This window comes from Kitasatospora sp. NPDC090308, from assembly GCF_044769485.1.
Lineage (GTDB): Bacteria > Actinomycetota > Actinomycetes > Streptomycetales > Streptomycetaceae > Kitasatospora > Kitasatospora fiedleri.
Genome location: NZ_JBIVXY010000001.1, coordinates 561,766 through 582,827, shown reverse-complemented (window position 1 = coordinate 582,827; position 21,062 = coordinate 561,766). Strand labels below are relative to the sequence as shown.

12 protein-coding genes and 1 pseudogene are annotated in these 21,062 nt (G+C 72.1%); 11 read left to right on the top strand and 2 right to left on the bottom strand.

All coding sequences use genetic code 11. The annotated features are described in order from the left end of the window. Positions 1 to 137 precede the first annotated feature (137 nt). From ACIQVD_RS02480 to ACIQVD_RS02460, 5 genes and pseudogenes are all read left to right on the top strand, one after another. A complete protein-coding gene (locus tag ACIQVD_RS02480; protein WP_402285854.1) occupies positions 138 to 962 on the top strand; it encodes a sigma-70 family RNA polymerase sigma factor in 825 nt (274 codons plus the stop codon). After that, positions 962 to 1,774 carry a protein phosphatase 2C domain-containing protein gene (locus ACIQVD_RS02475; RefSeq protein ID WP_402285434.1) on the top strand — a complete coding sequence of 271 codons (813 nt, stop codon included), beginning with the start codon at positions 962 to 964 and terminating at the stop codon, positions 1,772 to 1,774. The genes ACIQVD_RS02480 and ACIQVD_RS02475 overlap by 1 nt, the downstream gene beginning before the upstream one ends. 157 nt (positions 1,775 to 1,931) lie before the next feature. Continuing rightward, a pseudogene (locus tag ACIQVD_RS02470) lies at positions 1,932 to 2,015 on the top strand (glutamine synthetase); the annotation flags it as partial. 149 nt (positions 2,016 to 2,164) lie between these two features. After that, positions 2,165 to 2,587, top strand: coding sequence for a hypothetical protein (locus ACIQVD_RS02465; protein WP_100835932.1), 423 nt, complete (start codon positions 2,165 to 2,167; stop codon positions 2,585 to 2,587). Positions 2,588 to 2,708: 121 nt separating this feature from the next. Next, positions 2,709 to 3,341, top strand: a complete 633-nt coding sequence (locus ACIQVD_RS02460) for a hypothetical protein (protein WP_402285431.1) — start codon at positions 2,709 to 2,711, stop codon at positions 3,339 to 3,341. A 26-nt stretch (positions 3,342 to 3,367) separates the two neighbouring features. Here ACIQVD_RS02460 and ACIQVD_RS02455 read toward each other — a convergent pair whose 3' ends face one another. Further along, on the bottom strand, positions 3,368 to 4,543 hold the full coding sequence (locus tag ACIQVD_RS02455) for an acyltransferase family protein (RefSeq protein WP_402285429.1): 1,176 nt from the start codon (positions 4,541 to 4,543) through the stop codon (positions 3,368 to 3,370). A gap of 166 nt (positions 4,544 to 4,709) precedes the next feature. On the opposite strand from ACIQVD_RS02455, the gene ACIQVD_RS02450 reads away from it, so the two are divergent. Next, a complete protein-coding gene (locus tag ACIQVD_RS02450; RefSeq protein WP_400686875.1) occupies positions 4,710 to 7,772 on the top strand; it encodes a bifunctional [glutamine synthetase] adenylyltransferase/[glutamine synthetase]-adenylyl-L-tyrosine phosphorylase in 3,063 nt (1,020 codons plus the stop codon). A gap of 58 nt (positions 7,773 to 7,830) precedes the next feature. Here ACIQVD_RS02450 and ACIQVD_RS02445 read toward each other — a convergent pair whose 3' ends face one another. Beyond that, complete coding sequence (locus tag ACIQVD_RS02445; RefSeq protein WP_400686877.1) at positions 7,831 to 8,781, bottom strand: phosphatase PAP2 family protein; 951 nt, start codon at positions 8,779 to 8,781, stop codon at positions 7,831 to 7,833. 343 nt (positions 8,782 to 9,124) lie between these two features. Here ACIQVD_RS02445 and pulA point away from each other — a divergent pair, with 343 nt between their 5' ends. The 5 genes from pulA (at position 9,125) to ACIQVD_RS02420 (ending at position 20,765) form a co-directional block, all read left to right on the top strand. After that, on the top strand, positions 9,125 to 14,683 hold the full coding sequence (gene pulA / locus ACIQVD_RS02440; protein WP_402285426.1) for a pullulanase-type alpha-1,6-glucosidase: 5,559 nt from the start codon (positions 9,125 to 9,127) through the stop codon (positions 14,681 to 14,683). Positions 14,684 to 15,122: 439 nt separating this feature from the next. Then, a complete protein-coding gene (locus ACIQVD_RS02435) occupies positions 15,123 to 17,474 on the top strand; it encodes a M4 family metallopeptidase (protein WP_402285424.1) in 2,352 nt (783 codons plus the stop codon). A gap of 198 nt (positions 17,475 to 17,672) precedes the next feature. After that, entirely contained in the window at positions 17,673 to 19,001 is a 1,329-nt protein-coding gene (locus tag ACIQVD_RS02430; RefSeq protein ID WP_402285422.1) for an ammonium transporter, read from the top strand. After that, complete coding sequence (locus ACIQVD_RS02425; RefSeq protein ID WP_014135467.1) at positions 18,998 to 19,336, top strand: P-II family nitrogen regulator; 339 nt, start codon at positions 18,998 to 19,000, stop codon at positions 19,334 to 19,336. Before ACIQVD_RS02430 ends, ACIQVD_RS02425 begins: the two co-directional genes overlap by 4 nt. Before the next feature lie 256 nt (positions 19,337 to 19,592). Further along, positions 19,593 to 20,765 carry a macrolide family glycosyltransferase gene (locus ACIQVD_RS02420; RefSeq protein WP_400686886.1) on the top strand — a complete coding sequence of 391 codons (1,173 nt, stop codon included), beginning with the start codon at positions 19,593 to 19,595 and terminating at the stop codon, positions 20,763 to 20,765. Positions 20,766 to 21,062 lie beyond the last annotated feature (297 nt).

The window sequence follows — 21,062 nt, the reverse complement described above, 5'->3', positions numbered from 1 at the left end:
CCCCCCGTCAATGGGGCTTGCCATCTGTGTATTGGAGCTTAGGGCAACCCCCCTTGCGTGCGTCAAGCCCCTTCGCCCGATAGACTTGTCCGGCAGTACGGCGGACCGCCAGCAGGAGGCGAACAAGGGTGACCGACATGCACGGACTGGCTGCGATGGTTGACCCTGTTGAGCGTGCGCGGCAGGCAGGAGTGCTGATCGATGAGCACCAGGCCAGCATCTTGGAGCTGTCCCGCATGAGGCGGGAGGCGCTGGAGGAGTTGCTCTCGGCTGGCATGACCCAGGTGCAGATCGCCGGGAAGATCGGCATGACCAGGGCCCGGGTGGGTCAGCTTCTGTCGTCCGGCCCTCGGCCCGAGCGCATCTTTCTGGGGACTGGAGAGATCACAGTTGCCCTTGGTGGAAAGAGGGAAGCGGAAAAGCCTAAGCTGGTTGTATCTGCCGAGATGTTGGCTGGGTGTGAGCGAATTTCTGAGATTGCGCGTTCGCTGAATCTGAAGTCGCAGAGCGAAGTGGTCCCCCCGCCGGGAATGGTTAACCTGAACCGCCCGAATCTCATTGTCCTTGGTAGCCCAAGGATCCTCCCCTTTGTAGGTCAGGTCCTTGAGGCGGATGAGAGTCTTGGGTTCGAGAATGGCAAAGACGGCTGGTATCTCGTAGACCGGGCGGCCGGTGTGGAATTTCACTCACCGGTCAACAAGGGGGAGTCTGCCGACTATGCCTATATTGGGCGACTTCCCCGGCCGGATGGCCGCGGCACATTCCTGTACCTGGCGGGAATTCATGGCCCGGGTACCCTCGGTGCAACCCACTTTCTGGGGTCGCAGCTTGAGAGGCTGTACCGCGAGGTGAAGACCCGCCGATTCTCTCTGCTGGTCAAGTGCGTTGTGGATCCGGGCTCGGGGCGCTTGCAGAGCGTTGATCAGGTGACACCTCTCTACAAGCACGAAGGAGTCTCTTGATGCAGGTGGTCAGTGAATCTCGGGCCGGGGAATCCGGGAGGGCCAATGAGGACTGGCTCTCTGTGGGTCAGGACCTGATTGTCGTGCTAGATGGTGCAACGGCTCGGACTGATACAGGGTGTACTCACGGAGTTTCCTGGTATGCCGCGCACTTGGGTTCTGCAATCAGAGAATTCTCGGCCATCCGGGATCTATCTCTCGAAACTGTACTAAGGCAGTCGATCCAACGTGTGGCCGGTCTCCATGCGGAATGTGATCTCGCGCATCCGGGTAGTCCGTCGGCCGCTGTCGGAATCGTGCGGCTCGGGGAAAATCTAGAGTATCTCGTACTGGGTGATATCAGCTTGGCCATCGCAACCGGCGAGGGAATTTCAGTCGTTACTGACCCTCGCGTCAGTGCTACGGCCCGTGCCGCCCGGGAAGAGGCAGACCAATATCTCATTGGGACGCCCGAGAAACAGGAAGCCCTCCTTCGAATGAAGGCCGGCGAGTTGGCCGCCAAGAATCGCGAGGGTGGTTACTGGATTGCTACCTCGGAGCCGTCCGGGGTGGAGCATGCGCTCACTGGGACAGTTCCCTTGGGCGACGTCAGTGACCTAGTCGTGCTCACCGATGGGTCAGCCCGCATCGTAGACCTCTTCGCTGTTACGGGCTGGGCAGGTGTCTTTGAGGTGCTGCGGTCCGGGCGTGGTCCGGCCGCGCTGATCGAATGGGCGCGAGAGCTCGAAGACTCGGATCCGATTGGGGAACGGTGGCCTCGGAACAAGAAGAGCGATGACGCGTCGGTTGTTTACGCCATCCTGAGCACGTAGGACTGCTTGGCATGGCGGCGGCCTTACTCGGGGCCGTTCGCGGGGCGTCCGGAGTCGGTCGGTGTTCAGCCAACGATGACAGGCGACCACGTCTAAACTGCTGGTCAGGGCGGCGCCTTGGGGGAGTCCGCAGGTGCTCGGGGTGGTCCGCCAGATCCTGCGCAACAAGCGCCAGGAGTGGGAGGAGTACCGCTCCGAGGTCACGCCGCTCGAGCTGCGCAAGGTGCTCCAGGCGCTGTAGCAGTTGCTGACGCTCCGTCAGGCCCCGGTCTGAGGTGGGTACTCGGCCGGGGCCCCGGCTTTTCACCGGCGGCCGGTTCCGGGTTGTGTACGGGGTGGGGGCGGGGGAAAGCAGTCCTCTGGACCGGTGAGCGAGAGGTGGGAGGGCAGATGGAACTGCGGCTGAGGTACGCGCCGGAGGCGGCGAATGCGGGGCGGTTCGCGGCGGACATCGTGGCGTCGGCGGCGCAGGTCAGCGGGGTGCGGTTGGACTACTCGGTGGGGAGCCTCGCGCTGGTCGACGAGATCATCGAGGACTTCCGGGGGAGCGGCATCGGCAGCGGGCAGGTCGGGGAGACCCTGTTCGGGTTCGGCTGCTACGTCGGCGAGGTGATGGTCCGCCAGGGCGGGGCGGCCTGGCGGGAGGTGGGCGGGGAGGAGGCGCCGATGTTCGGGTTTCCGCTGGTGGTGCAGTTGCCGAGCGGGCAGGTGTGCAACCCGATCGGGAAGGTGTTCAAGCGGATGGACAACGGGCCGGAGGAGAACCTGCCGTACTTCTACACGGTGTTCGCGCAGCCGTGGCGGCGGGGGTAGGAGGACAGGAGAGCAATTACTCCCTGTGAGGGGTGGCTCGAATGGCGCAATCCGCAGGGCGGGGGCAGCGGTGCTCCGGGAAGCTCGACGCACCAGGGTGGTACGGCGGATCGGAGTGCAGATGGCTGCCGGGGACGAGCCGAGCTTCTTCGGGAACGTGCTTGCTTCCGTCGTCACCGCGATGGTGGCGTCGATCCTGGGTGCCGCAGGGCTCTGGCTGCGGGAGTGGCGGGCCAATCGGAGCAGCGAGCTGAGGCGCCGTCGGGAACTGGACCACGCACGTGCGCGACTCGACTACCTCGCCCAGTGGTTCACGACCTACGCGGCGGTCGCGGCGGCCCCGGACGTCGAGTCGAAACGGCAGTGGGCTGCCGGTTACCTGGACACGGAGAGGGCAGTGCTCCTGACGGCGGATCTGGAGGAGCGGCGCACCGCGCGGATCTCGCTCTGGGGGCGGATGAGGGTGTTGTTGCTCCTCCATCCGTTGCATTCGGTGGCCGGGTGGGTGGTGCGGGTGGTCTTCTACTTCATCCTGGTGACCGTCTGTGGGGTGCTCCCCAAGATCCTGACGGATCCGCGCACCGGGTGGGGCGACCGGATCGGGGCGTCGCTGCTGCTGCTCGTCATCGGCTTCGGGATCCTCGCCGGACTGTGGGTGCTCACCGTGCGGCTGTCCCCGCGGAGCACGGCACTGCAGGCGTTCCGCTCGGCCCGGAGGGGCAGGGCTGGCCCGCCCCCTGACGGCAGGGGGTGAGTGGTGTGCGGACGGAGCCGTGGTCTTCACCGCAAGTCGGAATCGATGGCCGTGTGCGGTCGTGCCGCTTGAACGGGGAGACGTGGTCGAAGTGCGCTGTGGGTCGGGTGGTCGCGGAGGAGGCGTTCCAGGGGGTGTTCGACCAGGTGGTGGAGGGTGGCGGCGAGGGTGAGGGAGGTGGTGAGGAGGAGGAGCCAGGTGGTGGCGGTGGGGAGGCCCGGGGTGGGGTGGCCGTAGTGGTGGAGCCAGGGACGGAAGGTGATTTCGTGGATCAGGTACCAGGCGAAGGACCAGTCGCCGAGCAGGGTCCAGGGGCGGCGGGTGAGCGGGCCGCCGGGGTGGCGGAGGTCGGCTTGGGCGGCGGCGGTGATCAGGGCGGCGAACAGCGGGGCGGAGAGGAGTTGGGAGGCGATGTAGGGGCTGTGCCAGGCCGGGTCGGGGACGGCGTGGTGCCAGGGGACCAGGGCGAGGTGGAAGGCCGCGACCGCGAGGGCGGTGGGGAGCAGCGGCAGGGCGGGCAGGCGGCCGTGGCGCAGGGCCAGGGCGAGGGCGAAGCCGAGCAGGAACTGCGGGGTGCGGCTGAGCGGCAGGTAGTCCAGCAGCCAGCTGCGCAGTGACGGGTCGGTGACGGCGGAGCCGGCCAGCCAGAGCAGCGGGCCGCTCGCGCAGCACAGCGCGGCGGTGCGCAGCCCCGGGCGCAGGCGCAGCAGCAGGGGGAAGAGCAGGTAGAACCAGCCCTCGTCGCCGAGTGACCAGCCGGCCGGGTTGCCGCCCATCACGGTGGTGCGGTCCCACGGGTGCAGCAGCGGGAGCGACCACAGGGCGGCGGTCACCGGCACGGCCGCGCCGACCGCGGCGAAGACCGCCAGCGAGGCGCCGGTGGTGAGCGCGTGCAGCGGCCAGATCCGGGCCAGTCGGCGGCGGTAGAAGCGGTGGGCGGGGACGGGGGAGTCGGCGTACGTCCAGGCCAGCACGAAGCCGGAGAGCACGAAGAAGAACGTCACGCCCGAACGCCCGTACCAGGCCAGCGGGCTGAGCACCGGGAGGGCGCCGACCTGGCGGGAGAGGTGGTAGCAGACCACCAGCAGCGCGGCGAGGAAGCGCAGCCCGGTGAGCGAGGGCAGCCGGGCGGGGAGGGAGGAGGGGAGCGGGGAAGGGAGGGAGGAGGAGGGAGCGGGGGAGGGGCGGAGGAAGGGTGTCACCCCGTGGCCAACGAGTCGGGTGGCGGGGGTGTCACGGGCGGGCGGGGGGAGCGGGGCCCGGTCGACGGTGCGTCACGGGGCGCGTGCGGGGCGGGTGGGAACGTACCCTTCGGGCAGGGAGCGGGCCCCGCGGGCGGGGTGCGGGTCCTTCGGGCAGGGATCGGGCGTGGGAGGCGGGAGCGCGGTGGAGGAACGGGCCGGGAGCCGGGTCAGCCGGCTGGAGACCCGACTGGTGCGGCGGGGGTTCTCCGACCCCGACCAGGCGGTGCGGCTGCTGGACGAACCGGCGCTGCACGGTCTCGCCGCCGACCCGGTGCTGCTGGACGCGCTGGGCGCCGCCGCCGACCCGGACCAGGCGCTGTTCGGCCTGGCCCGGCTGCTGGAGGCGCTCGACCCGCACGAGCGGCACACCCTGCGCGACACCCTGACCACCTCCAAGCCGCTGCGCGACCGGCTGCTCGGCGTCCTGGGCGCCTCCACCGCGCTCGCCGACCACCTGGCCCGGCACCCCCGGGACTGGCACGCCCTGGTCTCCTTCGAGCTGCGCGACATCCACCCCGGACGCGGCGACTTCCTCGGCGAGCTCACCCGCCGGGTCCGCTCCGAGCCGGACGCCGACCGGGCCGACGCGCTGCGCGCCGCCTACCGGCGCTGCCTGCTCGCGATCGCCGCCCGCGACCTGTCCGGCACCACCGACCTGCCGCAGACCGCCGCCGAACTCGCCGACCTGGCCGGCGCCACCCTGCAGACCGCCCTGGACCTCGCCGCCGAGCAGGACCCGGACGCGTCCGCCGCCTGCCGGCTCGCCGTCATCGGCATGGGCAAGTGCGGCGGCCGGGAGCTCAACTACGTCTCCGACGTGGACGTGATCTTCGTCGCCGAGGCCCGCGAGGGCGTCGAGGAGCAGACCGCGACCCGGGCCGCCACCCGGCTCGCCGCGCACGCCATGCGGCTGTGCTCCGACACCACCGGCGAGGGCACCATCTGGCCGGTCGACGCCAACCTGCGCCCAGAGGGCCGCAACGGCCCGCTGGTGCGCACCCTGGCCAGCCACCTCGCCTACTACCAGCGCTGGGCCAAGACCTGGGAGTTCCAGGCCCTGCTGAAGGCCCGCCCGATCGCCGGCGACGCCGAGCTCGGCCGCGCCTACGCCGGGGCCATCGCCCCGCTGGTGTGGCAGGCCGCCGCCCGGGAGAACTTCGTCACCGACGTGCAGCAGATGCGCCGCCGGGTGGTCGACGCGATCCCGGCCGGCGAACTCGACCGGCAGCTGAAACTCGGCCCCGGCGGCCTGCGCGACGTCGAGTTCGCCGTCCAGCTGCTGCAACTCGTGCACGGCCGCACCGACGAGTCGCTGCGCAGCGGCAACACCCTGGAGGCGCTGGCCGCGCTCAGCGACGGCGGCTACGTCGGCCGGGCCGACGCCGCCTCGCTGGACGCCGCCTACCGCTTCCTGCGCGCCCTCGAACACCGCATCCAGTTGCAGCGGCTGCGCCGCACCCACCTGATGCCCACCGACCCGGCCGACCTGCGCCGGCTGGCCCGCACCATGGCCCCGCAGCTCGGCGGGGACGCCAAGGGCGACCCGGTGGCCGCCCTCCAGCGGGAGTGGAAGCGGCACGCGGTGGAGGTGCGGCGGCTGCACGAGCGGCTGTTCTACCGGCCGCTGCTGGACGCGGTCGCCGAGCTGCCGGTCGCCGAACTGCGGGTCACCGGCTCCGGCGCGGCCGGGCTCAGCACCGAGGCCGCCAAGCAGCGGCTGGCCGCCCTGGGCTACGCCGACCCGGCCGCCGCGCTGCGGCACATCTCCGCGCTCGCCTCCGGGGTCAGCCGCAAGGCCGCGATCCAGCGCACCCTGCTGCCGGTGCTGCTCGGCTGGTTCGCCGACTCCGCCGACCCCGACGCCGGACTGCTCAACTTCCGCCAGGTCTCCGACGCGCTCGGCCGCACCCCGTGGTACCTGCGGCTGCTGCGCGACGAGGGCGCCGCCGCCGAACAGCTCGCCCGGGTGCTGTCCGCCGGCCGGCTCGCCCCCGACCTGCTGCTGCGCGCCCCCGAGGCGGTCGCCATGCTGGGCGACGCCGGCGGCCTGCTGCCGCGCGGCCGGGCCGCCCTGGAGGCGGAGGTGCTGGCCGCCGTCGGCCGGGCCGGGACCCCGGCCGCCGCCGTCTCCGCCGTCCGGGCCGTCCGGCGCCGCGAGCTGTTCCGGACCGCCGCCGCCGACGTGCTGGGCCGGCTCGACGGGGACCCGGCCCGCGCCCTGGACCTCACCGGCGAGGCGCTCACCGCGATCACCGCCGCCACCCTCCAGGGCGCGCTGCGGGCCGCCGCCGACGGCTGGGCGGCCCGCAACGGCGAGCTGCCCGCCCGGATCGCGATCGTCGCGATGGGCCGGTTCGGCGGCCACGAACTCGGCTACGGCTCGGACGCGGACGTCCTCTTCGTCCACGAACCGCAGCCCGGCGCCGGCGACGAGGAGGCCGCCCGGGCCGCCCGCGAGGTGATCGGCGAGCTGCGCACCCTGCTGGCCGCCCCGTCCGTCGAACCCCCGCTGCTGGTCGACGCCGACCTGCGCCCCGAGGGCCGCAACGGGCCGCTGACCCGCACCCTGGCCTCCTACGCCGCGTACTACGCGCGCTGGTCGCACGCCTGGGAGAGCCAGGCGCTGCTGCGGGCCGAGCCGATGGCCGGGGACGCCGAGCTCGGCGCGCGCTTCCGGGAGCTGGTCGACCCGCTGCGCTACCCCGCGGCGGGCGTCCCGGACCGGGACCTGGTGGAGATCCGCCGGATCAAGGCCCGGATCGAGACCGAGCGGCTGCCGCGCGGCGCCGACCCCACCACCCACACCAAGATCGGCCGCGGCGGGCTGGCGGACGTCGAGTGGACGGTGCAGCTGCTCCAGCTCCGGCACGGCCACGCGGTGCCGGAGCTGCGCACCACCCGGACCAGGGCGGCGCTGGCCGCCGCGGCCGGGGCGGGCCTGGTCGACCGGGAGGACGCGCAGGTGCTGGACGCCGCCTGGGTGCTGGCCTCCCGGGTCCGGGCCGCGGTCATGCTGGTGCGCGGCCGGGCCGGGGACAGCTTCCCCGGGGACGCCCGGGAGCTGGCGGGCGTGGCCCGCTACCTCGGCTACGGGGTGGGGCACTCGGGGGAGCTGGTGGACGAGTACCGGCGGACGACGCGGCGGGCCCGCCGGGTGGTGGAGCGGCTGTTCTACGGCGGGGAGTAGGGCCGCCCGCGCGGTTGCCCGCGCCCCCGGTCCCGGGTCTCCGGGCGGGGGCGCGGTGCTACGCGTCGACCTTGGTGTCCCACTGGGCGGGGACGGTCAGTTCCCGGTCGGCCGGCCCGCCGGTGCGGCGGGGGAGGCGGTAGACCCAGGTGTGGTAGACCAGGCGGGCCGCCAGGAAGCCGACGGCCAGGCAGACCAGGCCGCCGACCGCGTCCAGCCAGAAGTGGTTGGCGGTGGAGACGATCACGCTGAGGGTGACCACGGGGTAGGCCAGGCCGAGGGCGCGGACCCAAGGGCGGCGGGCCAGGAAGAAGACGGTCAGGCCGCACCAGGTGGACCAGCCGATGTGCATGGAGGGCATCGCGGCGAACTGGTTGGAGACCGTCGCCCCGGCGCCGGAGGCCAGTGAGCCCCAGGTGTGGTGGACGCTGACGGTGTCGACGAAACCGCCGCCGGTCATCAGCCGGGGCGGGGCCAGCGGGAAGCAGTAGAAGCCGACCAGCGCGATGCCGGTGGTGACGAACAGCACCGTCCGGGAGGCCGCGTAGCGGCCGGGGTGGGCGCGGTAGAGCCAGACCAGCACGCCGATGGTGACGATGAAGTGCAGGGTGGCGTAGTAGTAGTTCATCCCGACGATGAGCCAGGTCACCGAGTTCACGCCGTGGTTGACGGAGCGCTCGACGGCGATGCCGAGGGTGTGCTCCAGGTGCCAGACCCAGGTGGCGTGCTTCTGGGCGATCTCGGCCTGCTCGGGGACGGCGTTGCGGACCAGCGAGTACAGCCAGTAGCTGAGGCCGATCAGGGCGAGTTCGAAGAGCAGGCGCGGACGGCGCGGGGTGCGGCGCTGCTCGCGCAGGCGGTTGCGGACGGCGGCGGTCGGCGACTGGGCGACGCGGGTGGCTCCGCCGGGCGTACGGGCGGTGTGGGCCGCGCCCGGGTCGGAACCGCCGTGCGTGGTCCGGTCGGCACGTTCGGCGCCGGCTGTGTGGATCTCGGTCGGTTCCCCCATGGACGAGAAGTCTGCCAGACCGGCTGTGGCCGCTCGCTCATCCTCTGGTTGGGGATTCTTCACCGACTGTCCCCCTACGGGGGTAGGGGTCGATCGGTTGTCGAGGCGCATGCCGTCCATTGTGGCGCGCGGGTTACGAGGGGTCGAACCGGGGTCTGGTTCGGACACGGACGCAGTCGGGGGCGGGGGCGCGGCCCGGGTGCGGCGGGGGCCGGGGTTCAGGTCACGACTCGGTACGACTCCGGAACGAAACAGCTTTCGCATCTTGCTGAAACATCTTGCAGAGCGCTAGGTTCCACGCCACCCACCCCTTGCCCGAGCGCCCCCGAGGGAGAGCCCTGCCGTGGCCGACGCCCCGTACCGCCCCCAGCGCCGCACCACCCCCCACCGCCGCACCACCCCCCACCGCCGCCCCGCCCGGGCCGCCGCCCTGCTGGCGGCCTCGCTGATCGCCGCCACCCTGGGCGCCGCCCCGCCGGCCGCGGCCGCGCCCGCCCGGCCCGCCGCCCCGCCGTCCGACCGGGACCTGGCGGCCACCGCCGCCCGGCACGACCTGACCCGCGAGCAGTTCTACTTCGTGCTGCCGGACCGCTTCGCCAACGGCAGCACCGGCAACGACACCGGCGGCATCACCGGCGGCCGGCTGGAGAACGGGCTCGACCCCGCCGACAAGGGCTTCTACCACGGCGGCGACCTCAAGGGCCTGATCGACAAGCTCGACTACATCCAGGACCTGGGCACCACCGCGATCTGGATGGCGCCGATCTTCAAGAACCGGCCGGTGCAGGGCACCGGGGCGGACGCCTCGGCCGGCTACCACGGCTACTGGATCACCGACTTCACCCAGGTCGACCCGCACTTCGGCACCAACGCCCAGCTCAAGGAGCTGATCGACAAGGCGCACAAGCGCGGCATCAAGGTCTTCTTCGACGTCATCACCAACCACACCGCGGACGTCATCGACTACGCGGAGCAGACCCACGACTACCGCTCCGAGGGCGCCTACCCGACCCTCGACGCGGACGGCAGGCCGGTCGACGAGACCGCGATCGCCGACGCCCGCGCCCAGTGGCCGGACACCACCAAGGACTCCTTTCCCTACACCCCGGTGCTGTCGACCAGGGCGGCCGCCACCGCCAAGACCCCGTCCTGGCTGAACGACCCCTCGCTCTACCACAACCGCGGCGACTCGACCTTCGTCGGCGAGTCCGCCACCGAGGGCGACTTCTCCGGCCTGGACGACCTGGACACCCAGAACCCGAAGGTCGTCGCGGGGATGGAGAGGATCTACCAGCAGTGGGTCGCCGAGACCGGCGTCGACGGCTTCCGGATCGACACCGTCAAGCACGTCAACCTGGCGTTCTGGGAGCAGTGGGCGCCCGCGCTCAAGCAGTTCGCGGCCAAGCAGGGCAACAAGAAGTTCTTCATGTTCGGCGAGGTGTACTCGGGCGACCCGGCGGTCACCTCCCCGTACGTCACGCGGGGCAAGCTCCAGGCCACCCTGGACTTCGCCTTCCAGGAGGCGGCCCGCGCGTACGTCTCGCAGAACGGCTCGGCCAAGGCGCTCAGCGCGCTGTACGCGCAGGACTACCGCTACACCACGGCCGACACCGACGCCTACGAGCTGCCGACCTTCCTCGGCAACCACGACATGGGCCGGTTCGGCTCCTTCCTGCGGAGCGACGACCCCGGGGCCTCGAACGACGCGCTGCTGGCCAAGGACCGGCTCGCCAACGAGCTGCAGTTCCTGACCCGCGGCCAGCCGGTGGTCTACTACGGCGACGAGCAGGGCTTCACCGGCGCGGGCGGCGACAAGGACGCCCGGCAGGACATGTTCGCCTCGAAGACCCCCTCCTACAACACCGACACCGTGATCGGCGGCGCCCCCGGCTCGAAGGACCGCTACGGCGAGGACGGCGCGCTGTACCGGGGCATCGCGGGCCTGGCCAAGCTGCGCAAGGACAACCCGGCGCTGGCCGACGGCGCCCAGGTCGAGCGGTACGCGGCGGACGGGCCTGGCGTGTACGCGTTCTCCCGGATCGACGCCAAGGAGCAGGTCGAGTACCTGGCGGCGGTGAACAACGCGGCCGAGCCGAAGACCGTCGCGCTGGACACCTTCTCGGCCGGCATGGACTTCACCGGCCTGTACGGCACCGGCGGGAAGCTCACCAGCGGCGCGGACGGCAGGGTGACGGTCACCGTCCCGGCGATGTCCTCGGTGGTGCTGAAGGCGAAGCACAAGCTGGCCGAGCCGGCGGCCGGGCCGTCGATCACGGTGAACGCCCCGGCCGACGGCGCGTACGGCACCGTCACGCCGGGCGCGAGCGTGCCCGGCGGCGGCTTCGACCGGGTGACCTTCGCCGCGCAGGTCGGCGACGGGCCCTGGCAGACGCTCGGCACCGCCGACAACGGCGTGTACAAGGTGACGCAGGACCTGGACGGCGTCGCGCCCGGCACCGTGGTCCGCTACAAGGCCGTGGTCCAGGACTCGGCGGGCCGACTGGCCTCCGCCACCGGGCAGTTCACCACCGGGCAGCAGCCGCCCGCGCCGGTGCCGAGCGCGGTGACCCGCGAGTACGCGGTGGTGCACTACCAGCGCGAGGACGGTGACTACGACGGCTGGAACCTGTACGCCTGGGGCGACCTCGCCGACGGCGAGGCGACCACCTGGCCGGCCGGGCACGGCTTCGTCGGGCGGGACGCGTACGGGGCGTTCGCGTACGTGAAGCTCAAGGGCGGGGCGTCCGACGTCGGGTTCGTGGTGGAGAAGGACGGCGCCAAGGACGTCGACCAGGACCGGCACGTCGACGTCTCCGCCACCGGCGAGGTGTGGATCAAGCAGGGCGACGCCACCGTCCGCACCGCGAACCCGGACGGGGCGCAGCCGGTGCCCGAGGGCAAGGCGGTCATCCACTACCGGCGGGCCGACGGGAACTACACCGGCTGGGGCCTGCACGACTGGACCGGTGCGGCCACCCCGACCGACTGGGGCAGCCCGCTGGTGCCGGCCCGGCAGGACGCGTTCGGCGCGGTCTTCGAGGTGCCGCTGGCCGAGGGCGCGACCAGCCTCAGCTACATCATCCACAACGGCGGCGACAAGGACCTGCCGCAGGACCAGTCGCTGGACTTCGCCACCGCCGGCCGGGAGGTCTGGATCATCGCCGGGCAGGAGGGCCACCTGCTGCCGCAGGGCGCCGGCACCTCCTCGCAGCTCGACCCGGGCTCGGCGAAGGCCCAGTGGATCGACGCGAGGACCGTGGTGGTGCCCGCGAACTACGGTGCGGCGGACGCCCAGTTGAAGGGCGGCACCAGCGCCCAGCTGGTCTACGACCCCGCGGGCGGGCTGAGCGTCGACCGGGGCGTGCTCTCCGGGCCGGGCCACTGGATCCGGCTCACCCCGGCGGCCGGGCTCACCGACGCCCAGAAGGCGAAGTTCCCGCACCTGGCCGGGTACCGGGCGTTCACCGTCGACCCGCGCGACGCGGGCCGGACCACCGACGCGCTGCGCGGCCAACTGCTCTTCACCGAGCACCTGCCGAACGGCGCGGCGCTGGCGGCCACCGGCGTGCAGACCCCCGGTGTGCTGGACGACCTGTACGCGGCGAAGGCGGCCTCCGCGCAGCTCGGCCCGGTGTACTCGGTGCGGAAGGGCCACGGCTGGTTCGGCCGCGACCGGCGCGAGGTGACGCTCTCGCTGTGGGCGCCGACCGCGACCGGGGTGTCGGTCCAGCTGTTCGACAAGGCCGCCGGCGGCACGGCGAGGACCGTCCCGCTGAAGCGCGACGACGCGTCGGGGGTCTGGTCGCTGACCGAGGACGCCGAGGAGCTGGACGGTAAGTACTACCTGTACCAGGTGAAGGTGTGGGCGCCGAGCGTCGGGCAGAACGTGGTGAACACCGTCACCGACCCGTACTCGACCGCGCTGTCGGCGGACTCGAAGCGCAGCCTGGTCGCCGACCTGTCCTCCGCGGCCACCAAGCCCCAGGGCTGGGACCGGCACCGCAGCCCGGAGCCCGTCCCGGCGGTGAAGCAGCAGATCCAGGAACTGCACGTGCGGGACTTCTCGGTCGCCGACGCCACCGTGCCGGCCGACGAGCGCGGCACCTACCTGGCGTTCACCCGGTCGAAGTCGGCCGGCATGCGGCACCTGAAGGAGCTGGCCGACGCCGGGGTGACCACGATCCACCTGCTGCCGACCTTCGACATCGCCACCATCCGGGAGAACCGGGCCGAGCAGAAGCTCCCGGCCTGCGACCTGGCCGCGCTGCCCGCCGACTCGGACCAGCAGCAGGAGTGCGTGGCCGCGGTGCAGGCCGACGACGCCTACAACTGGGGCTACGACCCGCTGCACTACAACGTGCCCGAGGGCTCCTACGCCACCGACCCGAACGGGACGGCGCGCACCGTGCAGTTCCGCGAGATGGTGCAGGCGATGCACGAGGCGGGCCTGCGGGTGGTGCTGGACGTGGTCTACAACCACACCGCGGCGGCCGGGCAGGACGACAGGTCGGTGCTCGACAAGGTCGTGCCCGGCTACTACCAGCGGCTGAGCGACAGCGGCAAGGTCACCACCGACTCCTGCTGCGCCGACACCGCGCCCGAGCACGCCATGATGAACAAGCTGGTCGTCGACTCGGTGGTGGGCTGGGCCAGGCAGTACCGGGTGGACGGCTTCCGGTTCGACCTGATGGGCCTGGACCCGAAGTCGACCATGCTGGACGTGCAGGCGGCGCTGCGCGGACTGACCCCGCAGAAGGACGGCGTCGACGGGAAGAACGTCTTCCTGTACGGCGAGGGCTGGAACTTCGGCACCGTCGCCAACGACGCCCGGTTCGTCCAGGCCACCCAGGCCAACATGGCCGGCACCGGCATCGCCACCTTCAACGACCGGATGCGGGACGCCGGCCGCGGCGGCAACTACCAGCTCTCCTCGGCCGCGCAGCAGGGCTTCGCCTCCGGCCTGTCCACCGACCCGAACGGCTCGGCGGACAACGGCACCCCGGCCGAGCAGCAGGCCAGGCTGCTGCACCAGATGGACCAGATCAAGGTCGGCCTGACCGGCAACCTGGCCGGATACCGGTTCACCGACACCGCCGGGAAGGCCGTCACCGGCGCCGGCGTGGACTACAACGGCGCGCCGACCGGCTACGCGGCCAACCCCGGCGAGGCCGTCGAGTACCTGGACGCGCACGACAACGCGGACCTGTACGACGCGCTGGCGTTCAAGCTCCCGCAGGGCACCTCGCCCGCCGACCGGGCCCGGATGCAGGCGCTCGGCCTGTCGCTGACCGCGCTGAGCCAGGGCCCGGGCTTCGCCCAGGCCGGCAGCGACCTGCTGCGCTCCAAGTCGCTGGACGCCAACTCCTTCGACTCCGGCGACTGGTTCAACGCGATCTCCTGGGACTGCCGGCAGGGCAACGGCTGGGGCCGGGGCCTGCCGATGGCGGCCGACAACAAGGAGATGTGGGACCGCGCCAAGCAGTTGCTGGCCGATCCGGCGCTGCGGGCGGACTGCAACGCGACGGGCAGCTCCACCGCGATCTACCAGCAGTTCCTGAAGATCCGCCGGTCCTCGCCGCTGTTCGCGCTGCCCACCGCGGCCGAGGTGCAGCGCCGGCTGTCCTTCCCGCTGTCCGGCACCGCGGGGGAGCACCCGGGCGTGATCACCATGCACCTGGACGGCACCGGGCTGAAGGGCGCCGAGAAGGGCCTCACGGTGGTCTTCAACGCCACCCCGACCGCGCAGAACCAGACCGTGGCGGGCCTGCGCGGCAGCCGGCAGCAGCTGCACGGGGTGCAGGCGCAGGGCAGTGACCCGGTGGTCAGGCGGGCAGCCTTCGACCCGGCCTCGGGGACCTTCACGGTGCCGGGCCGGACGGTGGCGGTGTTCGTCCAGAACTGATGGTTTCCCAGCGGTAACAGGGGCCTCACCTCCGGGTGGGGCCCCGTCCCGCGTTGGCCGAAAACCGACGCCGCACGGCGATGTTTGGCACGGACCTTCTCGAATGCGTCCCATCTACCGGACCGTGGGCGGCCGTTGACCGGACCGGGGCGCGGTCATTAATCAGTCAATCCGTGGCATGCATCTGTCATTCACGAGGTGTTTGCTGCCAGGATTCCCCCGGCTGCGGAGCGACAGGTAGCCCCGACCCCCGCCGGTGGGACCCTCCCCAGGACTCCGGCGGCCGCAGCCCGGCACGCGTACCCCACGTGCCCGGTACCGCGTACGTGCACCGCACCCCGCGCCGCGAACCGGCGGCAGGGGCCCCCGCTGCGCCGCAACCGCGGCCAGATTCTCTCCACCGCTCGTGACCCCGCGACGGTCGGTAAAGGAGTCCCGCATGTCTCGCCGCACGCATGCCCGCGTGAGCATGGCCGCCCTCGCGGCCACCACCGCCCTACTGGTGACCGCGATCCCGGTGGCGGTGGCCCAGGCCGCCCCCGCCACCCCCTCCCAGACCGGCCAGGTCGCCTCCCAGCAGGCGGTGGCCGGCCACGCCCAGCTGCTCTCCGACGCGGGCAGCCGCTCGGCGGCGTTCGCCCAGGACCTGGGCCTGGGCTCGGCCGAGAAGCTCGTGGTCAAGGACGCGTCCAAGGACGCCGACGGCACCCAGCACTTCCGCTACGAGCGGACCTACAACGGACTCCCGGTGCTCGGCGGCGACCTGATCGTCCACCAGGCCGCCAACGGCACCACCAAGAGCGTCGACCGGGCCTCCTCGGCCACCCTGACCGGCCTGTCCACCACCCCCAAGCTCGCCGCCGCCAAGGGCCAGGCCGCCGCGCTGGCCGCCCAGTCCGGCTCCGCCCTGGAGACCGCGCCCCGCCTGGTGGTCTGGGCCGCCGACAACAGCCCGCGGCTGGCCTGGGAGACCGTGGTCTCCGGCGTCCAGGAGGACGGCACCCCGAGCAAGCTCCACGTGGTCACCGACGCCACCACCGGCGACGTGATCCAGAAGTGGGAGGGCATCGAGACCGGCACCGGCAACGGCGTCTTCGTCGGCAGCGTTACCCTCGGCACCTCGCAGTCGGGCTCCAACTACCAGCTCAAGGACCCGACCCGCGGCAACATGTACACCACCAACCTGAACAACGGGACCAGCGGCACCGGCACGCTGTACTCGAAGACCACCGACACCTGGGGCGACGGCACCGTCTCCAACAAGGAGTCCGCGGCCGTGGACGCCCACTACGGCGTCGCGTCCACCTGGGACTACTACAAGAACACCTTCGGCCGCAACGGCATCCGCAACGACGGCGTCGGCGCGTACAGCCGGGTCCACTACGGCAGCAACTACGTCAACGCGTTCTGGGACGACAGCTGCTTCTGCATGACCTACGGCGACGGCTCGGGCAACACCCACCCGCTGACCGAACTCGACGTCGCGGGCCACGAGATGACGCACGGCGTCACCTCCAACACCGCGGGCCTGAACTACTCGGGCGAGTCCGGCGGCCTGAACGAGTCCACCTCGGACGTGTTCGGCACGATGGTCGAGTTCTACGCGAACCTGTCCACCGACAACCCGGACTACCTGATCGGCGAGCTGATCAACATCAACGGCGACGGCACGCCGCTGCGCTACATGGACAAGCCCTCCAAGGACGGCGCGTCCGCCGACAGCTGGTCCTCCACCGTCGGCAACAAGGACGTCCACTACTCGTCCGGCGTCGGCAACCACGCCTTCTACCTGCTGGCCGAGGGCAGCGGCGCCAAGACCATCAACGGCGTCAGCTACAACTCGCCCACCGTCAACAGCATCACCGTCACCGGCATCGGCCGGGACAAGGCCGCGGCGATCTGGTACCGGGCACTGACCACGTACTGGACCTCCACCACCAACTACGCCAGCGCCCGGGCCGGCATGCTCTCCGCCGCCACCGACCTGTACGGCGCCGGCTCCGCCGAGTACAACGCCACCGCCACCGCCTGGGCCGCCGTCAACGTCGGCTCGCTGCCCAGCACCGGCGGGCCGACCGTCACCAGCCCCGGCAACCAGTCGACCGCGCTGAACGGCTCGGTCAACCTGCAGATCGCGGCCAGCGGCGGCACCGCGCCGCTGACCTACTCGGCCACCGGCCTGCCCACCGGCCTGTCGATCAACGCCTCCACCGGCAAGATCACCGGCACCGCCACCGCGGCCGGCACCTACAACGTGACCGTCACCGCCAAGGACGCCGCCAACAAGACCGGCACCGCCTCCTTCACCTGGACCGTCACCTCCGGCGGCGGCACCGGCTGCACCCCGGCCCAGCTGCTCGGCAACCCCGGCTTCGAGACCGGCACCGCCAGCCCCTGGACCGCCACCTCCGGCGTGGTCAACAACTCCACCTCGCAGGCCGCCCACGGCGGTTCCTGGAAGGCCTGGCTGGACGGCTACGGCTCCGCCCACACCGACAGCATCACCCAGACCGTCACCATCCCGGCCGGCTGCTCCGCCACGCTGAGCTACTGGCTGCACATCGACACCGCCGAGACCGGCACCACCGCGTACGACAAGCTGACCGTCACCGTCAACGGCACCTCGGTCGCCACGTACTCGAACGTCAACGCCGCCACCGGCTACACCCAGAAGAGCATCAACCTGTCGGCCTACGCGGGCCAGACCGTCACGGTGAAGTTCAACGCGGTCGAGGACTCCTCGCTGCAGACCTCCTTCGTGATCGACGACACCGCGATCCAGACCAGCTGACGCACCCGCACCCACCGCTGCCCGGCGGCCGCACCAGCGGCCGCCGGGCACCGGCGCGCCCGCTCCCGGCACGGCCGCTCCCGGCGCGGCCCGGCCGGGTGTCCGGGCGGTGAGATTCCGGAAACCCCCGGGCAACACGAAACACCGTCGAAACACCCGTGACGGCGGCCCGAAATCCGGCCCGGCGACACTCCCCGCATGCTCCTCGCTGACTCCCCACCCACCCTGGACAGCGGCGACACCGCCTGGCTGCTGGCCTGCACCGCGCTCGTGCTGCTGATGACCCCGGCCCTGGCGCTGTTCTACGGCGGCATGGTGCGCACCAAGAGCGTGCTCAACATGATCATGATGAGCTTCGTGTCGATCGCCGTGGTCACCGTCGTCTGGCTGCTGGCCGGCTACTCGCTGGCCTTCGGCAAGGACGCCGGCTGGGGGCTGATCGGCTCCCTCGACCACCTCGGCATGGCCGGCATCACCCCGGACAGCCTCACCGGGCACGTCCCCACCCTGCTGTTCGCCACCTTCCAGCTGACCTTCGCGATCATCACCGCCGCGCTGATCTCCGGCGCCATCGCCGACCGGGCCAAGTTCGGCTCCTGGGTGGCCTTCACCGCGGTGTGGACGCTGCTGGTCTACGTGCCCGTCGCGCACTGGGTGTTCGCCCCCGACGGCTGGATCCTGCGCAACCTCGGCGCCCTCGACTTCGCCGGCGGCACCGTCGTCGAGGTCAACTGCGGCGCCAGCGGCCTGGCCCTGGCCCTGCTGCTCGGCCCGCGCCTGGGCTTCAAGAAGGAAGCCATGCGCCCGCACAACCTGCCGCTGGTGCTGCTCGGCGCGGGCCTGCTCTGGTTCGGCTGGTTCGGCTTCAACGGCGGCTCCGCGCTGGGCGCCAACGGCCTGGCCGCCGCCGCGGTCCTCAACACCCAGGCGGCCGGCTGCGCGGGCCTGCTCGGCTGGCTGGTGGTGGAGAAGAGGCGCGACGGCCACGCCACCACCCTCGGCGCCGCCTCCGGCGCGGTCGCCGGACTGGTCGCCATCACCCCCTCCTGCGGCAGCGTCGACCTGCTCGGCGCGCTGGTCGTCGGCCTGGCCGCCGGACTGGTCTGCTGCTACGCCGTCAGCTGGAAGTTCCGCCTCGACTACGACGACTCGCTGGACGTGGTCGGCGTGCACTTCGTGGCCGGCGTCATCGGCACCCTGCTGATCGGCCTGTTCGCCACCGCCACCATGACCGGCGGCCCCGCCGGACTGCTGCACGGCGGCGGGATCGGCCAGCTCGGCAAGCAGGCGACCGCCGTCCTGGTGGTCGCCGGGTACGCCTTCGGCGCGACGTACGGCATCGGCCGGGCGATCGACCGGCTGATGGGCTTCCGGGCCGCGCCCGAGCACGAACTCACCGGCCTGGACCTCGCCGTGCACGCCGAGACCGCGTACGATCACGGCGTCCTGGGCCACGGCTCCGCCACCGCCCACGCCAGCATGCACCCGCACGGTGCGCCCGCCTCCGACAGGACCCGCCCCGCATGAAGCTGATCACCGCCGTCGTCAAGCCGTTCAAGCTGGACGAGGTCAAGACCGCGTTGCAGGAGCTCGGCGTGCACGGGCTGACCGTCACCGAGGCCAGCGGCTACGGGCGGCAGCACGGGCACACCGAGGTGTACCGGGGCGCGGAGTACCGGATCGACCTGGTGCCGAAGGTCCGGATCGAGGTGGTGGTGGAGGACGAGGACGCCGAGCGGGTCACCGACGCGATCGTGGCCGCCGCCCGGACCGGGAAGATCGGCGACGGCAAGGTCTGGGTGGTGCCGGTGGACGGCATCGTCCGGGTCCGCACCGGCGAGCGCGGGCCGGACGCGGTCTGACGATCGGTCAATCCGCTTGCTTCACCCGGGTGTTGCGGCTCCCCGAGGGCGGGTGCGCGCGGTAATTCGCGTGCGGCCCGACCGGTTCCGGGTTAGTGTCCCGGCATGTCCTCCTTCCACCAGATCTACGGCTGACGCGGCCGGGGCAGCGCCCCGAGCCCACGCGTCCCGCCCGCCCGTGCGCGCCCCTCCGCGGCGCCCCGGCGGTGCGGTGTCCTGTCCACGCCCCGTAGAACCGGAAGCAGGTGCTCTCCGCATGACCCGTCGTGCCCACATCGCCATGGTCGGCATCCCGGCCGTCAGCCACGTCCGCCCCAGCCTCGAGGTGATCCGCGAACTCGTCGCCCGCGGCCACCGGGTGACGTACGCCAACGACCCCGCCGTCGCCGAGCTGATCGCCCCCACCGGCGCCGAGCTCGTCCCCTACCCCTCCACCCTCCCGGTCGCCGACCACGACTGGCCGGCGGACGCGATCGGCGCCATGCGCGTCTTCCTGGAGGACGCGATCGCCGTGCTGCCCCGGCTGCGCGCCCACTACGACGCCGACCCGGCCGACCTCTACCTGTACGACATCGGCGCCTACGCGGCCCGGGCGCTCGCCGAGGCCCAGGGCCGGCCGGTCGTCCAGCTCTCGCCGACGCTGGTCGGCTGGGAGGGGTACCGGGAGGAGGTCGGCGCCCACCTGCGCGGCCTCCCGGGGGCGGACGCCTACTTCGCCCGCTTCGCCGAGTGGCTGGCCGGCAGCGGCGCCACCACGACCGACGTGGACGACTTCTCCGGCCGCCCGGCCCGGGCCGTCGCCATGATCACCGAGGCGATGCAGCCGCACGCCGACCGGGTCGACCGGGAGGCGGTGGACTTCGTCGGCCCGTGCTTCGACCTGCGGGCCGAGCAGGGCGGCTGGCAGCGCCCGGCCGGGGCCGAGAAGGTGCTGCTGGTGTCGCTGGGCTCGGCGTTCACCCGGCAGCCGGAGTTCTACCGCAACTGCCTGGCCGCCTTCGGCGACCTGCCCGGCTGGCACCTGGTGCTGCAGATCGGCCGGCACACCGACCCGGCGGAGCTGGGGGAGGTCCCGGCCGGGGTCGAGGTGCACCCCTGGGTGCCGCAGCGGGCGGTGCTGGAGCAGGCCGACGCCTTCGTCACGCACGCCGGGATGGGCGGCTGCGGGGAGGGACTGCTGGCCGGGGTGCCGATGATCGCGGTGCCGCAGGCCGCCGAGCAGTTCATGAACGCCGACCGGCTGGTCGAGCTCGGCGTGGCCCGCCGGATCGACACCGCGGACGCGACGCCGCGGGCGCTCCGCTCGGCGCTGGCCGAGCTGGTCGCGGACCCGGCGGTCGCGGCCCGCTCGCGCGAGCTGAGCGCGCGGGCGAAGTCCGAGGGCGGCACCGCCCGCGCCTGCGACCTGATCGAGCGGCAGCTGGGCTGACCTCCCGGGCCCCGGGCCCGCGCCGGTCCGCCGCTGACGAACCGTCAGCGGCGGGCCGGCGCGTCCGTTTTCCCCGTCCGTTCCCCCGCCGGCTTCCTCATCCGCAGGGGCCCGCAGCCTCCCTTGACGGCCGTCCGGGCGGACCCTATGGTCATGCCACTGCAAGTTTCCAGCAAGTTTCAACGAGTTTGCAGGGACTTGCAGTAGCGACCCCCCACCCGTCGCGCTGACGGCACCACCCCCGCCGTCGCGGCCCCCCACCCCGCCGCCCCCCGTTCCGCGACCCGCGTCCGCGGC

Bases quoted from the DNA above. Each gene is read 5' to 3' on its own strand.
- ACIQVD_RS02480 (WP_402285854.1), top strand. From the start codon at position 138: ATGCACGGACTGGCTGCGATGGTTGACCCTGTTGAGCGTGCGCGGCAG.
- ACIQVD_RS02475 (WP_402285434.1), top strand. From the start codon at position 962: ATGCAGGTGGTCAGTGAATCTCGGGCCGGGGAATCCGGGAGGGCCAAT.
- ACIQVD_RS02465 (WP_100835932.1), top strand. From the start codon at position 2,165: ATGGAACTGCGGCTGAGGTACGCGCCGGAGGCGGCGAATGCGGGGCGG.
- ACIQVD_RS02460 (WP_402285431.1), top strand. From the start codon at position 2,709: ATGGCTGCCGGGGACGAGCCGAGCTTCTTCGGGAACGTGCTTGCTTCC.
- ACIQVD_RS02445 (WP_400686877.1), bottom strand. From the start codon at position 8,781: ATGGGGGAACCGACCGAGATCCACACAGCCGGCGCCGAACGTGCCGAC.
- ACIQVD_RS02435 (WP_402285424.1), top strand. From the start codon at position 15,123: ATGTCTCGCCGCACGCATGCCCGCGTGAGCATGGCCGCCCTCGCGGCC.
- ACIQVD_RS02430 (WP_402285422.1), top strand. From the start codon at position 17,673: ATGCTCCTCGCTGACTCCCCACCCACCCTGGACAGCGGCGACACCGCC.
- ACIQVD_RS02425 (WP_014135467.1), top strand. From the start codon at position 18,998: ATGAAGCTGATCACCGCCGTCGTCAAGCCGTTCAAGCTGGACGAGGTC.
- ACIQVD_RS02420 (WP_400686886.1), top strand. From the start codon at position 19,593: ATGACCCGTCGTGCCCACATCGCCATGGTCGGCATCCCGGCCGTCAGC.